The following is a 14,931-nucleotide window of genomic DNA, read 5'->3' as shown; positions in this document are numbered from 1 at the left end:
CGTGCGTGATAAGACCGGACGAATGTTTGACCGGTTTTGTCACGCAAAACGTGCGGGTTTGTCGCGCTCCGGGTTCGTCCTGGCAGCGCTCATGGGGGCGGCGTGTGGCCCCGACGACGAAGGTGCGGGCCCCGCGGTGGCCGTCGAGGCCCGCCACCCGTCGTGGCGTCGCGCGCGGGTGGCCGTCGCGGACGGCGTTTCGGGCGCAGTCTCGATCTTCGACGTCGAAGAGGACGCGTGGATCGCCGCGCTCCCAGGGGACGGCCCCGTATCGATGCATGCGACGGAGTCCGGCGATTTCGCGGCGCTGATCTCCCCAGGGCGCGACGAAGGGTACTTCCTGCGCGCGGGCGTGTCCGTCGCGCCGCACGACGACCACCTCCACATCTACAAATTCGAGCCGAGCCGGCACGAGCTCACGATCGAGGGCGCGGCGCCGGGGGCCGTTGTCTCCAGCGCAGGGCAGGTCACGCTCTTCTTCGAGGGATCGGCGGCGGACGGGACACCTGCGCAAGCCGCCGTGGTCTCGGAGGAGGAGCTACGGATTCGCGGCGAGACGCCGGTGCCGAGGTGGTTTGTCGCTGAGGCACCCCACCACGGGGCGGCGGCGGCCGTGGAAGGAGGCGCCCTCCTCACGCGCCCCCTTCCGGGCGATCCGGAAGGGCAAGCCGAGGGCGTCTCGTTCGTGAACGACAGCGGCAGCGCGGAGGTGATCATGCCGGGCTGCCCCGCGCTTTCGGGGGCGGCGCCCATCGACCGCCGCGTGGCCTTCGCATGCGAGGACGGCGTGCTCGTCGTGGAGCCTGCCGAGGGCGGCGGGGGCATGGTCGGCACCAAATGGCCCTATCCCGGAGACGGGCGCGCGCGCACATTGGTGGGGCATGGCCCGAGCGGCTTCGTCACCGGCGATCTCGGCCCCTCGGCGGTGTTTCGTATCGATGCAGCCACGGGAGCCTCGGCGCGCTTCGACGTGGGCGCAGAGATGTGCCTCTTCGGGACCGAGCCGCGCGGCGAGGCGCTCTTCGCTTTGACGAGCGACGGCGCCTTTCGGCGGATCGAGTTCGCGACAGGCGCGATCACGTCGCTCGACGGCGTCGTTTCGCCGTTTGCCTGCGAGGGCCAGGGGCCGAGGCACGGGCTCGCGCTCACGCCCGATCGCGCGTTCGTGACGGCGCCTGGCTCGGGGGAGGTCCTGGAGATCGACGTCGCGCCGCTCGTGATGGTCGAGCGGCACGTCCTCGGAGGCGCGCCGAGCGGGGTCGTGGTGCTCGGGCTCGACGCGAGGAACATCGACCTCGCGCCCGGCGCGCACTGAGGAGCCGCTCAGTGGCAATGATCCACGTGGCAATCCATCGAGCAGCAATCCTCGGGCTTCTGGCACGGCCCGCCCGCGGGTGAACAGGCGTTCGGATCACGGCAGAAGCCGAGGGTCCCGAGCGCCGCGTCGAACGGCTCGCACGTCTCGCCCTCGGCGCACTCGGTGCTTGCGCAGCAGAACTTCTTGCACGTGCCGTAGCAATGCAACGTCGGCGCGCAGAACGGGCCGCTGGCATTGCTACACGCCTCCCCCTCCTTGGCCTCGTTCGGAGGTGGGTAACAATAGAACCCTGGCTTCCCTTGCTTCTCGCCGAAGTCGCAGGCTTCGCCGGCACCCGTGCACCCCTGGTTTGTCAGAGGATTGCATGTTGCCGTGCCCGTGAAGCACGCAGGCGCGACGGCTCCGCCGCCTGCGCCACCCTCGCCGCCGGCTCCGCCCTGGCCGCCTTGGCCGCCGGCGCCGCCGTGGCCGCCTGTCCCACCCTCGCCACCGGCGCCGCCCTGGCCATTGCTCCCACCGTCCCCGCAGCCAAAAGCGATGACGAGGGACACGACCAGCATCCACCTGAAAGTTCGCATGACGCTCCTTTGGAAAAGAAAAGGGCGCGGACGTCACCATCGCTCGCTGAGGAGGGCCGAGCGTGGAGGAGGGAGACGTCCGCGTCCGGGGCAGACCCTAGCAGTCGTAAGTTGCAGTTGCAACTAAGATGCGACTTGCTTCATCAAACCCAGGACGTACCGATGCGGTTCTCGGCGGGAGCGAGCGCGATCACGAGTCCTTGTCGTAGGTCGTCGCGACGAGCGCCACGCGAGCGAGTCCGAGCGCCTGGATCGGCGGAGATCGATGTCCCGCCGTCCGTTCCTTGCCCGGATAACGCTCCCCTTTGAGGAGCACGATGTCGCCCGCGTTTGCACGGCGAATCTTGCTGGTGACGAGGCGGAGGCGCACGATCGCGTGATCGCCTGCAGCGCAGGATGGGAGGGTGCCCCCTAAGCCGCGACGCGGCGCACGACGGCGCTGCTCGGCCGGGGAGCTGGCTCGAGCGGGAGGGCCGCAAGATTCGTCATGAGGGCGCTCCAGCGTGCACCGGCAGGATCGGCGCCCAGGTGAGCTTCGTGAGTAGCTCGTCGCTCACGAGCACCCCGCGGTCCGAGAAGACGAGCACGTTGTGCGGCTCGCCTTCGTGGTCCTCAGCGACGAAGAGGATCCCGCGCCCCTCTCCGTTGTATCCGAGCTGCACGATCGCGTTCTTCAGCCAGCGCCCGCCGCCGTCGAGCGTGAGGTCGTGGGGGAGCGTGTAAAAGCCCTCCGAAGGCAGGCGCATCAGCGACTCGGCCCAGCTCGCGGAGCGGAGGACGTAGGTGGGTTTGCCCCAGAACCAGCGGTTCCGGCGGTTCTGGCCGGGGCGAACCACGAAGGCGACGCCGTCCTCGGCGCCGACGTACACGAGGACGCCGGCAGGGATCGCCTCCTCCTGGCCTGGGTAAGGTTTCGTGGTCCGGTAGAGGCCGGGCTCGGGCAGCTTGATCATGCGAGCGCTTCTATATTGCAAATGTATATTTATTGCAACTAAAGTTGTCCTCGCAGTCGCCATGCCGCAGGAGGCCCCGTGATGCCACAGGAACAGGGGCTTTGGGCAGAGGGCGCTCGCTACGGCGTGCGCTCAGGCGGCTTGCTTTCCCAAGCGCGCGTGGCTCGGCGAGGCGTGATGCTGCCAGATGGACGCCGCCACGAGGACCCCGATCGACGCCCAGGCGAGGGCTTCGATTTCTCCGAGGAGGTGGCTCGCGACGAGGCCGACGGAGCCGGCGAGCGAGAGCGCAAGCGGGCCTTTGCGATGTGTCCGCACGTAACGACGGACGCTCACCACGAGCGTCACCGCGACCGCGACGACGAGCAGGGCGTGATGCTGAGCCTCGGTGACCACGAAGCCGACGCCGAGGGCGGAGAGCGCCTGCGCCCAGGCGCCGAGGCACGTGGGGCAGACGGCGCAGGCGAGGACCGGGAGCACCACGCTGAGGAAGGACGAGCGGCCAGACCCGCCCTTCACGGCATGACGATGAGGATGGTGGTGGTGGTGCGCGCAGCAAGCTTCATGGGCGTCCTCGGCGTGCGCTCGATGCTCCGGACGGGCGGGCTCGGCGCATGCGGCCTGCGTGACGTCCGACGGAAAGCTTGCTCGTACGTTCATGGGGGCCATCATGAACGTGTCTATCTGATGTTGCAACATAGATGTATCTGCTACGAGGCGCCCACGCGCTCGTACACACCCTAGCTAAAAAGTTCCTGGAGCCCGCGCGCGGAACATCCTTGGCGCGCGCATCGCCGCAGCGGCTCGCGCAGGTGGCGTGATTCGAGGCTGCTCGTTTCCAGGCGAACCTCCCCGGCTTCCAATACACGCCCTCCTCGAACTGCGCGCCCTCGACGAAACCCGTCGCCCGCTACCGCCACTGTGACCTCGGCTTAACCGAGCACAGCCAGAAGCCTCGCGGCGCTCGGCCTCGCCTCGCTCCTCCTTGCGCGGCGGCGCCGTCGCGTCTAGAGAGTTCATGGATCGAACCAACACCCCCGCGGGACCGGAAGAAACATGCTCGACGTCGTGTGGGACATGGAGACGGGGGATCCGGATGATTTCATCACGCTGCTCCTCCTGCTCGGCCACCCCGAGGTCAACCTCAAGGCGGTGACCATTACGCCGGGCACCCCCGATCAGGTGGGGGTGGTGCGCCAGGCCCTCCGCTGGTTTGGCCGGGACATCCCGGTGGGGGCGTACAACCTCGACCATCAACCGAAATCGGTCCGGGAAGGCACGGGCCCGGGGGAGGGGCGGCATGGGCCACGGGGCGTGTGTGTCTCTTCGTGGCATTACAAAGCCTACGGCGAGATCCCGCCCTCGCGAGACGCCGCGCCCGGCCCCGAGGTCCTGCGCGCCGTCTGTGACGCGTCGACCACCTTGATCACAGGCGCTCCGCTCAAAAACCTGGGCGGCGCCATGAAGCTCCCCGGCTTCCAGGTCGGACGCATCGTCGTCCAGGGAGGCTTCGCCGGCGAGGGCGTCGTGCCGCCCGAGCGCCAGCTCCCGAAGTTTCGTGGGATGGTCACCTGTCCGACCTACAATCTCAATGGCGATCCCAAATCCGCGCTGGAGGCGCTGCGATATCCCGGGATCGGGGCCCGTCGATTCGTCTCGAAGAACGTGTGCCACGGCGTGATTTACGACCACGAGATGCACGATCGGATCGAGACGTTGAAGGACAAGAGCCCATCCCTCCGCCTGATCTGGCAGGGGATGGATGTCTATCTGGAAAAGAAGGGGGAAAAGCGCCAAAACCGCCCCTCGCCGCCCGAGGTCGAAGAGTCGGCGCCGGAGGCCATGGGGGGCAAGGCGTTCCATGATCCTTTGGCGGCCTGCTGCGCGATCGAGCCCTCGATCGGTGAGTGGGCCGAGGTCGAGCTTTATCGTGAAAAAGGCGCCTGGGGCTCCCGGCTTGCTCCGGGGTCGGGCACGTGGATCATCACCGGATACGATCGGGAGAAATTCCTCCGAACCCTGACCGCCCTGCCGGTCGGGTGAAACGAGCATCGAGGTATCGTTTGGAAACGCCCACATCGCTTCCCCTCGGCAAACAGGTCGTCGTCGCCGAATTCGGCGAGACCCCGCTCGAAGCCCTCGAGCGCCATACCTCGCTCGTGGACATGCCTCCGCCCGATCCCGCGACGCTCTCGGCGCGTGACGTGATCGTGTCCGTCAAAAGCGCGTCCGTCGGCTGGGTCGATCTCCTGATGATGAGCGGTCAGTACCAGCACATGGCGCAACCGCCGTACTGTCCTGGCCTCGAGTATGCGGGCGTCATCGCCTGGATGGGCGAGGAGGCCGCAGCGGCGGAGCGTTTCGCTATGGGGGATCCCGTCCTCGTGGACGGCTTGCTCGCCGGTCCGCGTTCCCTGGGCGCATATCAAAAATACGGGGGGTTTGCCTCGTACGCCGTCGCGCCGATCGAGGCCGTGCACCGGATCCCCCAGGGGCTCGGGTTCGACGAGGCGTGTAACCTGCTCGGAAACTACGAGACGGCATACCATTGCCTCGTCACGCGCGGGCGCCTCCGCGCGGGCGAGACCGTGCTCATCCACGGCGCGTCCGGCGCGACCGGGCTCGCTGCGGTGCACATCGCCAAGCTCCTCGGCGCGAAGGTGATCGCGACGGGTCGCTCCGACGAGAAGCTCGCCCTCGTGGCCGCGCAAGGCGCGGATCACGTCGTCAACTGCAAAGGCGAAGGCGGCGGCATTCGAGCCTTTCGCGCCGACGTGAAGGCGTTGACGGGCGGCGAGGGCGTGGACGTCGTGTACGACGGCGTCGGGGGTGAGATATCGGTCGAGAGCTTGAAATGCGTGCGTTTCGGCGCTCGGTTCCTCATCGTCGGATGGGCCTCGACGCCTTTCGTGGCGCGGGGCAAGGGGCAACGCGGCGCGCCGAACGTCAACGTGCTCCCGACGAACCTCATCATGATGAAGGGCCTCGACGTGCTCGGTTGCCCGGCGGCCATCTCGACGTTGCACGATCCCTCGATTCGCGCCCCGCGGCTCGAGCAGATTTTGCGCTGGGCGAACGAGGGCAACATCCGGCCGCTCGTCGCGAAGCATTCTCCGTTGGAGCAATACGTCGAGGCGATGCGATCCAAATGGAACGCGGAGTTCGTCGGTGGGATCGTGCTCCATCCGTGACCCCATGCCGGGCGAGGGGGCTCGGGTGACTTCGGCGGCCCGTACTGCGGCCCACGTCTGCCGGCCACCTTCCCCCCATCCTCTTCATGGCTGCGGCGAACGTCCGGAACACGTGCTAGGTCGGGCGCCGCGATGATCACGCTCGACAAGCTCTCCAAGCGCTTCGGCCCGAAAATTCTCTTCGAAAACGTCTCGATGCGGTTCGATCCGGGCAAGCGGTACGCGCTCGTCGGGGCCAACGGCGCGGGAAAGTCGACGCTGCTCAAGGTCATCTCGGGGGAGCACGAGTCGGATCAAGGCTCGGTCGAGATCCCGAGCAAGCTCAAGGTCGGCGTGCTCTCGCAGGACCACTTTGCCTACGAGTCCGTTCGCATCCTCGACGCCGTGCTCATGGGCAACCGCGTGCTCTGGGACGCGACGCAAGAGAAGGAGCGGCTGCTCGAAGGCGAGATGGACGACGAGGTCGGCATGCGCCTCGCCGAGCTCGAAGGGACGATCGGCGAGGAGGACGGCTACACGGCCGAGGCCCGCGCCGCGGAGATCCTGGAGGGTCTCGGAATCACGTCGTCCCGGCACCTCGACACCGTGAGCACGTTGGCAGGCGGGTACAAGCTGCGCGTGCTCATCGCGCAGACGCTCTTCGCGGGCGCTGACGTGCTCTTGCTCGACGAGCCGACGAACCACCTCGACCTCGACTCCATCCGGTGGCTCGAATCGTACCTGACGCACGACTTCCGCGGGACGCTGCTCGTCGTGAGCCACGATCGCCATTTCATGAACGCGATCGCGACGCACGTCGCCGACGTCGATTACCAGACGGTCACCGTGTACACGGGCGACTACGACGATTTCATCGAGCAGAAGACGACCGGGAAGCGCCAATCGGAGGCCGACGCGGCGCAGAAAAAGAAGAAGATCGCCGAGCTCAAGGACTTCGTGGCGCGCTTCGGCGCGAGCGCGAGCCGGTCGAGCCAGGCGCAGTCGCGCGTCAAGGAGATGGAGAAGCTCGAAAGCAGCATCCAGGTGCGGCGATCGAGCGTGGTGCGGCCGTACATCAAGTTCGAGATCGAAAAACCTTCCGGCCGCGACGTGCTCCGCGTGGAGGGGCTGTCGAAGAGCTTCGAGGATCTGCGGGTCATCGAGGGGCTCGGTCTGAACCTGAACCGCGGCGACAAACTCGCGGTGATCGGGCCGAGCGGCATCGGTAAGTCGACGCTGCTCAAGCTGCTCGTCGCAGAACACGCGCCGGACGCGGGGACCATCGTATGGGGCCACGACACGAGCGTGGGGTATTTCGCCCAGGATCATCACGAGGCGCTCGAGCCCGGCTTCTCGGCGTACGAGTGGCTGCACCGCTTCGATCCGGACGCGCAGCTCGAAGACGTGCGTTCGGTGCTGGGGAAGCTGCTCTTCAGCGGAGAAGCGGGGCTCAAGAAGACGGAGAGCCTGTCGGGCGGGGAAGCTGCGCGGCTGGTCCTGGCCAAGCTCATCCTGCTGAAGAACAACGTGGTGGTGCTGGACGAGCCGACGAACCACCTCGACGTGGAGAGCATCGACGCGCTCTTGCAGGCGCTCATCGCCTTCAAGGGGACGGTGGTGGTGACGAGCCACGATCGGCATTTCATCGGCAAGCTCGGGACGCGCGTGCTCGAGCTATCCCGCAAAGGGCCGCGGCTCTTCAATGGGACGTACGACGAGTTCCTGGAGCGGTTCGGGGACGAGCAGGGAAATCGTTGACATGTGCGTGCTGTTCCTGGGTTTTCGGGCGCATCCGGATCACGACGTCGTGCTGGCCGCCAACCGCGACGAGTTTCACGCTCGTCCGACCCGGGAAATGCACGCTTGGGACGATCATCCCGACATCCTGGCCGGGCGTGACCTGCAGAGCGGCGGGACCTGGCTCGGCGTGACGCGGTCCGGGCGCTTCGCCGCCATCACGAACTTCCGGGACCCCGCGGCGCAGCGCGGGGACGCGCAATCACGCGGCGCGCTCGTGGTGGAGTATCTCCTGGGCGACGGCGCGCCGCATGCGTTCACGGAGAGCCTGCGCCCGCGCGCGGGCGCGTTCAACGGGTTCAACCTGATCGTGGGCACGCGTCGCGAGGCGGCCTATTTGGCGAGCCTGACGGGCGAGTCGCGTGTCCTCGCGCCCGGCGTGTACGGGCTCAGCAACCATCTCCTCGACACGCCCTGGCCGAAGCTCGTGCAAGGCAAGGGCGCCTTCACGAAGCTCCTCGAATCACATCCGCTCCCGGAGCCCGAGGCGTTTTTCCAGATGTTGCGTTCGGATCAGGGCGCACCGGATGCGGAGCTCCCGGACACGGGCGTGGGGCTGGAGATGGAGCGGATGCTCGCGCCGCTGTTCATCGAGGATGCGCGGCGGCCGCCCCATTACGGGACGCGGTCGAGCTCCGTGGTCACCTTTTCGAAAACCGGCGAGGTCAGGTTTTGGGAGCGGAGCTACCTGCCGGGGACCGAGCCTCGGCAGGTGGAGAGGTCGTTCCGGACGCTCGACGCGTCGTCAGAATAGGACCGGCAGCTCGCGGAATCCGCGCAGTCCGGCCGCGCCGCCCCAGCGCAGCGTCTCGGCCGGCACGGCGAGGCGCAGATCGGGGTAACGCCGGAACAGGGTTTCGAAGGCGATTTGCCCCTCGATGCGCGCCAGCGGCGCCCCGAGGCACAGGTGAATCCCCTTGCCGAAGGCGATGTGCCGGTGGGCGCCTTCGCGCCCGATGTCGTACGCGTGGGGATCGGCGAATTGCTCGGGATCCCGATTGGCCGAGCCGAGGCCGATCATCACCTGCCCGCCCTTCGGGATCGACACCCCGGCAATCTCCAGGTCCTCCCTGGCGGTGCGCACGGCGCCCAGGTAATCGACCGGCCCCCAGTAGCGGAGCGTCTCCTCGACGACGCCCTTGGCGAGCACCGGATCCGCCTTGAAGCGCGCGAGCTGCTCGGGGTGGGTCAAGAGCGCGACGACCCCGTTGCCGATGAGGTTCACCGTCGTCACGTGCCCGGCCAAATAGAGGAGGAAGACCATCGAGAGCAGCTCTTTGTCGTTGAGTTTGTCGCCGTCCTCCTGGGCGTGGATCATTTGGCTTATCATGTCGTCGCCCGGCGCGCGCCGCTTCCGCTCGAAGAGATCGACGAGGTAGTGGCTGAACGCCACGAGCATCTTGCGGGTCTCCTGCATGACCACAGGGTCCCGATTGTCGATGCGGAGCTCGCCCAATCGGCTGACGGTCTCGCGGTCTTCCTCCGGAATCCCGAGCATGTCGCTGATCACCGTCACCGGCAGGGGGTACGCGAAGGCCTTGACCAGATCCATCCGCCGCTCCGGCGCCGATTCGCCGCGCGCGGCGGCCTCCTGCTCGGCCTTGTCGAGCAGATCGTCGGTGAGGCGCTGGATGCGCGGCCGGAGCGCCTCCATCGCGCGGGCATTGAAGCTCGGCTGGACCAGCTTGCGCAGCCGCGTGTGGTCGGGCGGATCGAGCATGAGGAGCGAGTAGGCGATCGGCCGGAGCTCCTCCGGCACCGGCGGCACGTGCGCGCGTTGCTCCGGCGTCATCCGCGCGAAGGGGTCGGACGCGAGGCGATCGTCGAGCAGCGCGCCCGCCGCCTCTTCGTAATGGCTCACGAAGAGCACCTCGCCGATGGGGCGCTCGCCCGCCATGATGCTCTTCCGCTCCTCCTCGTCTCGCGGGAAGGGGTAATGACGGGCGCGCACGACGGGCCCTTTGGCCCGCGCCTCTTCGTAGATTTCGGGGGACCTCGCGAGAAAATCCGGATCGGATCGGTCGAGCACCACGGATCCGAGCACGGGCGCTTCCTTCGTGGTGCCCCGCGTGTCCTCGTTGCCCTCGCGCTGCGCGCGCGTTTCGTTGGATTGTATGGTCATATCGTCCTCTCTTGGTTCCTTCTGCTGTGGCTCGTTCTGCAGGCGCGCCGAGCCCGCGCAGGCGCCCGCGAGCACGGTGTCGATCGCCGCGGCGGCGTAGTCCTCGCGGATGTCCTCGCCGCGATGGATGAGGCGCGCATAGATCCCCCCGAGGATCAGATCGAGGAGGAGCTCCGGATTCACGTCCGCGGGCAGCTCGCCACGCGTGATGCCTCGCTCGACCAAGGCCCGATTGCGCTGCCAGCGTTGGTCGCGCAGGCTCCTCGAAAGGGCCTCGACGTCCGGGTCCGCGCGCTCCGTTTGAAGCATGCGCACGATGCCCCGGCCCGTGGGCGTCTTGCACGTCCGCACGGTCCGCATCACCACCACCAGGAGATCCCCGCGCAGCGTGCCCGTGTCCGGCTGCTCCTGCTCCTCGTTGGCCGCGCGCAAGGACGCCGCGACGAGCTCCGCTTTGGTCGGCCAGCGCCGGTAGATGGTCGTCTTGTTCACCCCCGAGCGCGCGGCCACGTCTTCGACGCGCAGCGCGCCGTAGCCCACGCGCCCGAGCTCCTCGTGTGTCGCGGCGTGCACGGCCGCGACCACGCGCTCGGCGCGCCCGCGTACACGCGTGCCTTCGGTGCGGCGAGTTCGAGGAACGGGCGGGGGGGTGTTCGCGCGGTGCATGGGCTCTCGGTCGATCGAAGGGATCCTCCGAAGTTTTTGTGCTGATCTGCCTCAAAGGCAACTTGTTGTTGCCAATGTACCCACCGATGGGTACTATGGCAACAACAAGTTGCCTTGAGGGTCACGCATGAGCACCGCGACATCCGCTTCCGACGTCGTTCCCCAAGCCCCCTCCGTCGAGGGGAGCGCTACCGCGGGCGCCTCCGCGAAGCCGAAGAGCAAGGGGCGCACGCTCCTGTTCGTCCTGCTGCTCGTCGCCGTCGTGGGCGGCGGGGGGTACTGGTGGACGCACCGCACCGTGGAGAGCACGGACAACGCGCAGGTGGACGGCGAGGTGATCGCGGTGCCGGCGCGCACGGGCGGGACCATCGCGCAGGTGCTCTTCACGGAGAACCAGCAGGTCAAAGCCGGCGATACGCTGGCCGTGCTGGATGACGAGAGCGCGAAGGCGAAGGTCGCGCAGGCCGAGGCAAACGTGGAGGCGGCCGAGGCGGCGGCCGAGGCGGCGGAAGCGGACGCGCGCGTGGCCGCGATCAACGCCCTCGGCAACAAGTCCGTGGCCGAGGCGTCGCTGCAAACGGCGCAGGGCGGCGTGGTGTCGGCGGCCGATCAGCTCAAGGAAGCCGAGGCTTCGGTGAAGTCCGCGGACACGGCCTTCAAGCAGGCCGAGACCGATCGCAACCGCAACCGCAAGCTGCTCGAGCAGGGCGCGCTTCCGCAAGCCTCGTTGGATCAGGCGGAGACGAGCTTCGCCGTGGCGCAGGCGAACCTGGAAGCAGCGCGGGCGCGGCTCTCGACGCTGCGGGCGAACATCGCCGTGGCGCGGAGCCGCACGACGGAGGCCTCGGCCAAACTGGAGCAAACGAGCAACGTGGACGCGCTCGTGGCGCAGGCGCAGGCGCGCGCGAAGACGGCGCGGGCGCAGGTGGCCATCGCCAAGGCGACGCGGGATCTGGCGAAGCTCGAGCTTTCGTACACGCGCATCGTGGCCCCCGCGGACGGCGTGGCTTCGAAGAAGACGATCGCCGTCGGGCAACAGGTCGCGTCGGGGCAGGCCATCGTGCAGCTCGTGACGCCGCTCCTGTGGGTGACGGCGAACTTCAAGGAGACGCAGGTCGAGAAGATGCACGCGGGCCAGCCTGCGCGTTTGGTGGTCGACGCGCTGCCGGGCGTCACCTTGCACGGTGAACTCGAGAGTTTGTCCGGCGCGACGGGCTCGCGCTTCACGCTGCTGCCGCCGGACAACGCGAGCGGCAACTACACGAAGGTGGTGCAGCGCGTGCCCGTGCGCGTGAAGCTGCGCGACGTGCCGCAGGGCCTCGTGCTGCGGCCGGGCATGAGCGTCGAGCTGTCGATCGATACGCGCGGTTAGGAGGTTCGTCGTGGCCCAGGCTCAGCTCGCCCTCGCACCGCCCGCGCTCGCCGTCGCCGCGCCTCAGAACAACAAGTGGGCCGTGGCCATCGCGGTGGCCATCGGCGCGCTCCTCGAGGTCATCGACACGAGCATCGTCAACGTGGGGCTCGCCGACATGCAGACCTCGCTCGGCGCGTCGCTCAGCCAGGCGAGCTGGATCGTATCGAGTTACGCCGTCGCGAACGTCATCATCCTGCCGCTCGCCGCGTGGCTCGGGCACAGGTTTGGCAAGAAAAAGTATTTCATCTTCTCGCTCGTGGGCTTCACGGTGGCCTCGCTCCTGTGCGGGCTCTCGACGAGCCTGCCGATGCTGGTCGTCGCGCGTGTGTTGCAGGGGATCACGGGCGGCGGCCTGATGGCCAAGGCGCAGTCGATCCTCTTCGAGACGTTTCCCAAGGAGGAGCAGGCGACGGCGCAATCGTTTTTCGGGGCCATCGTCATCGCGGGCCCCGCGATCGGCCCCACGCTGGGCGGTTACATCGTGACGAACATCGGCTGGCGGTGGATCTTTTTCATCAACCTGCCGCTCGGCGTGCTCGCGGTCCTGCTTTGCCTCTCGGCGCTCCCGCCCGACGAGCCGCACAAGACGCCGCCGAAGGGCATCGATTGGGCCTCCATCGCCATGCTGGCCCTCGGGCTCGGTTGCCTGCAGACGTTCCTCGAGGAGGGAAACTCCCACGACTGGTTCGATGATCCGATGATCGTCATCCTGTGCGTCACGTCAATCGTGTCGCTCGTGCTCTTCGTGCGTCGCGCGCTCGCGTCGGACGAGCCCGTCGTGGACCTGCGCGTGCTCCGGTATCGCTCGTTATGGGCAGGCAGCATCCTCTCGGTGGTCGTGGGCATGGCCCTGTATGGCGGGCTCTTCGCGGTGCCGATCTTCGCGCAGACGAACCTGCGTTACACGTCGCAACAAACGGGCCTCATGATGCTGCCCGGCGCGCTGGCCACGGCGGCGATGATGCAGGTCGCGGGGAGGCTGGCGCGCAAGATGGACCCGCGGCTCATGCTGGTGATCGGGGCGCTCATCCTGGCGGGCTCGCTCGTGATGTTCTCCAACATGAACCCGATGACGAGCGGCGACGATCTCTTCTGGCCGCTCATCGTGCGCTCCCTGGGCACCGTGTTCATGTTCTTGCCGCTCTCGATGGCCTCGCTCGGTCCCATTCCGCGCAAGGACGTCGCCTCCGCGACGGGATTCTTCAATTTGACGCGCATGCTCGGGGGCAGCGTCGGCGTCGCGCTGCTCTCGATGATGCTGACCCGCCGGCAGGCCTTTCACGCGGCCGTCGTGGCAGAGAAGCTCGTGTCGAACGATCCCGCGACGATCGAGCGGGTCAACATGCTGACGGGCGCGATGATGGCCAAAGGCGCGTCCGCGGTGGAGGCGAAGCAACGCGCGCTTTCGTTGCTCTCCGGGACGGTGGCGCAGCAGGGCTCGATCATGTCGTTCGCGGACACGTTCTGGCTCGCCGGTATGCTCATTGTGCTGTTTTTGCCCCTCGTGATGCTGCTCGGCAAACCGCAGCAAGGGGTCAAGGTGGACGCGGGGCATTGAGGGCAAGCGGCCCCGCGAACGTTCAACGAGAGGAGCTGTCTCTTGCGCGACGGAGAGAAAGAATGGCGCCGAAGGATGGGCGCAGCGCCGCGACCCGACGCGCTGTCGATGTACCGCGCGGAGATCGCGAGGCGCCGGATTCTGACCGCGGAGGTCGAGCGCGATCTCGCGATCCGCTGGAAGGCAGGCGATCGCGAGGCCGGGCGGCTGCTCATCGAGGCGTGCTTGTCGTACGTGATGACGATCGCCCGCGAATACCAGCGCTGGGGCGCGCCGTTCGAGGACATCGTGCAGCAGGGCAACATCGGCTTGCTCCAGGCGGCCGAGCGCTTCGATCCGGCGCGCGGATATCGGCTCGCGACGTTCGCGAATTACTGGATTCGCGCCGAGATCCGCGATTACGTGACGCGGAATTACAGGATCGTGCGCCTCGGCACGTCGAAGGCGGAGCGGCGGGCGGTGCGCTTTTTTCGCCGGGTGTTCGTAAAGGATGCGACGATGCTCGCCGAAAAGACGGGCCTGTCCGAGCAGCGCGCCCACGAATTGATCCCCTTGCTCGCGGGGCCGGACGCGCCGCTCGATACCTCGACCCACAGCGACGGCCTGGCGGACGGCGCGCCCTCGCCCGAGGCAGAGGTTTGTCTGGCCGACGAGCGCGCGCGCCTGCAATGCGCCGTGAAAACAGCGCTGGCCGAGTTATCGCCTCGGGAGCAGCAGGTGCTCGAGCGGCGCCTGATGTCGGACGAACCCGCGACGCTGGCGGAACTCGGGGTGGCGTTCGGCGTGAGCAAGGAGCGCATCCGCCAGGTCGAGGAGGCCGCCAAGCAGCGTGTACGCGGTCGCCTGCGAATGTTCGCGGGCGAGGCCCCGTTGTAGCCCGCGCGTCTGTCCGGTCTGGCACGCGGCCGTCAACGTCCCGGTCTCCGCGGCCGTGCGTGCGCGGTTGTACAGATAGACATGGTCGAACGTCGCTCGGGGGCGCGTCCTCGGCGGCAACACCCCGTATCGCCCCGTGGGCCTCTTGACAATTGGGCTGGAGCCTGCGCTTCTGTCCTTTGGCGAAGCGCGATTCCGCAGACGCCTCCGAGGTACCCATGCGCAGGCGACAAGCTCTCCAAATCGCAGCAGCCGCAGCGTCGCTCCCATGGACGGGGTGTGGGGGCAACACGCCGAACCCCGCGGCAGGGCAAACGGCCTCCCCGACAACGGCTCCCGGCAAGAGCGCTGCCCCCACGCCAGAACCGACCGCGCAGCCGAGCGCGACCGCGGCTTCTTCCGGGCAAGCCCCTCCGGAGCCCGTCGCGAATCCGACGCCGGAGCCCGCAGCCAAGCCGCCCGAGCCGTCGTTTTCAAGG

13 protein-coding genes are annotated in these 14,931 nt (G+C 67.8%); 8 read left to right on the top strand and 5 right to left on the bottom strand.

Features of this window, described 5'->3' with window-relative positions; translation table 11 throughout:
• The first annotated feature begins 22 nt into the window (after positions 1–22).
• Positions 23–1,315: a YncE family protein gene (locus QHF89_RS04445; RefSeq protein ID WP_136967349.1), complete on the top strand. Its 1,293-nt coding sequence runs from the start codon at positions 23–25 to the stop codon at positions 1,313–1,315.
• 8 nt (positions 1,316–1,323) lie between these two features.
• Here QHF89_RS04445 and QHF89_RS04440 read toward each other — a convergent pair whose 3' ends face one another.
• From QHF89_RS04440 to QHF89_RS04425, 4 genes are all read right to left on the bottom strand, one after another.
• On the bottom strand, positions 1,324–1,896 hold the full coding sequence (locus QHF89_RS04440; protein WP_284720048.1) for a hypothetical protein: 573 nt from the start codon (positions 1,894–1,896) through the stop codon (positions 1,324–1,326).
• Positions 1,897–2,086: 190 nt separating this feature from the next.
• A complete protein-coding gene (locus QHF89_RS04435; RefSeq protein ID WP_284720047.1) occupies positions 2,087–2,266 on the bottom strand; it encodes a DUF1826 domain-containing protein in 180 nt (59 codons plus the stop codon).
• A gap of 115 nt (positions 2,267–2,381) precedes the next feature.
• Entirely contained in the window at positions 2,382–2,849 is a 468-nt protein-coding gene (locus QHF89_RS04430; RefSeq protein ID WP_136967351.1) for a hypothetical protein, read from the bottom strand.
• Between the two features lie 132 nt (positions 2,850–2,981).
• Positions 2,982–3,509 (bottom strand): hypothetical protein, encoded by a 528-nt coding sequence (locus QHF89_RS04425; protein ID WP_284720046.1) that lies wholly within the window; start codon positions 3,507–3,509, stop codon positions 2,982–2,984.
• Positions 3,510–3,905: 396 nt separating this feature from the next.
• Here QHF89_RS04425 and QHF89_RS04420 point away from each other — a divergent pair, with 396 nt between their 5' ends.
• The 4 genes from QHF89_RS04420 to QHF89_RS04405 all read left to right on the top strand — a co-directional run bounded on the left by QHF89_RS04420 (position 3,906) and on the right by QHF89_RS04405 (position 8,570).
• Positions 3,906–4,892, top strand: a complete 987-nt coding sequence (locus QHF89_RS04420) for a nucleoside hydrolase (protein WP_136967353.1) — start codon at positions 3,906–3,908, stop codon at positions 4,890–4,892.
• Positions 4,893–4,912: 20 nt separating this feature from the next.
• Positions 4,913–6,040 (top strand): NADPH:quinone oxidoreductase family protein, encoded by a 1,128-nt coding sequence (locus QHF89_RS04415; RefSeq protein WP_136967354.1) that lies wholly within the window; start codon positions 4,913–4,915, stop codon positions 6,038–6,040.
• A gap of 132 nt (positions 6,041–6,172) precedes the next feature.
• Entirely contained in the window at positions 6,173–7,777 is a 1,605-nt protein-coding gene (locus QHF89_RS04410; RefSeq protein ID WP_136967355.1) for an ABC-F family ATP-binding cassette domain-containing protein, read from the top strand.
• Positions 7,722–8,570, top strand: a complete 849-nt coding sequence (locus QHF89_RS04405) for an NRDE family protein (RefSeq protein WP_342763957.1) — start codon at positions 7,722–7,724, stop codon at positions 8,568–8,570. Before QHF89_RS04410 ends, QHF89_RS04405 begins: the two co-directional genes overlap by 56 nt.
• Here the strand turns inward: QHF89_RS04405 and QHF89_RS04400 are convergent.
• Entirely contained in the window at positions 8,562–10,604 is a 2,043-nt protein-coding gene (locus QHF89_RS04400; RefSeq protein ID WP_136967357.1) for a cytochrome P450, read from the bottom strand. The genes QHF89_RS04405 and QHF89_RS04400 overlap by 9 nt on opposite strands.
• Positions 10,605–10,731: 127 nt before the next feature.
• Between QHF89_RS04400 and QHF89_RS04395 the strand changes: the two genes are divergently transcribed.
• From QHF89_RS04395 to QHF89_RS04385, 3 genes are all read left to right on the top strand, one after another.
• Positions 10,732–11,976, top strand: coding sequence for an HlyD family secretion protein (locus QHF89_RS04395; RefSeq protein WP_136967358.1), 1,245 nt, complete (start codon positions 10,732–10,734; stop codon positions 11,974–11,976).
• Between the two features lie 10 nt (positions 11,977–11,986).
• Positions 11,987–13,576 carry a DHA2 family efflux MFS transporter permease subunit gene (locus QHF89_RS04390; RefSeq protein ID WP_136967359.1) on the top strand — a complete coding sequence of 530 codons (1,590 nt, stop codon included), beginning with the start codon at positions 11,987–11,989 and terminating at the stop codon, positions 13,574–13,576.
• A gap of 75 nt (positions 13,577–13,651) precedes the next feature.
• Positions 13,652–14,452: a sigma-70 family RNA polymerase sigma factor gene (locus QHF89_RS04385; RefSeq protein ID WP_136967360.1), complete on the top strand. Its 801-nt coding sequence runs from the start codon at positions 13,652–13,654 to the stop codon at positions 14,450–14,452.
• The last annotated feature ends 479 nt before the right edge of the window (positions 14,453–14,931 follow it).

Source organism: Polyangium sorediatum (assembly GCF_029946465.1).
Lineage (GTDB): Bacteria > Myxococcota_A > Polyangia > Polyangiales > Polyangiaceae > Polyangium > Polyangium fumosum.
Note: the sequence above shows the minus strand (reverse complement) of the source record. Positions and strands in the feature narration are given on the sequence as shown.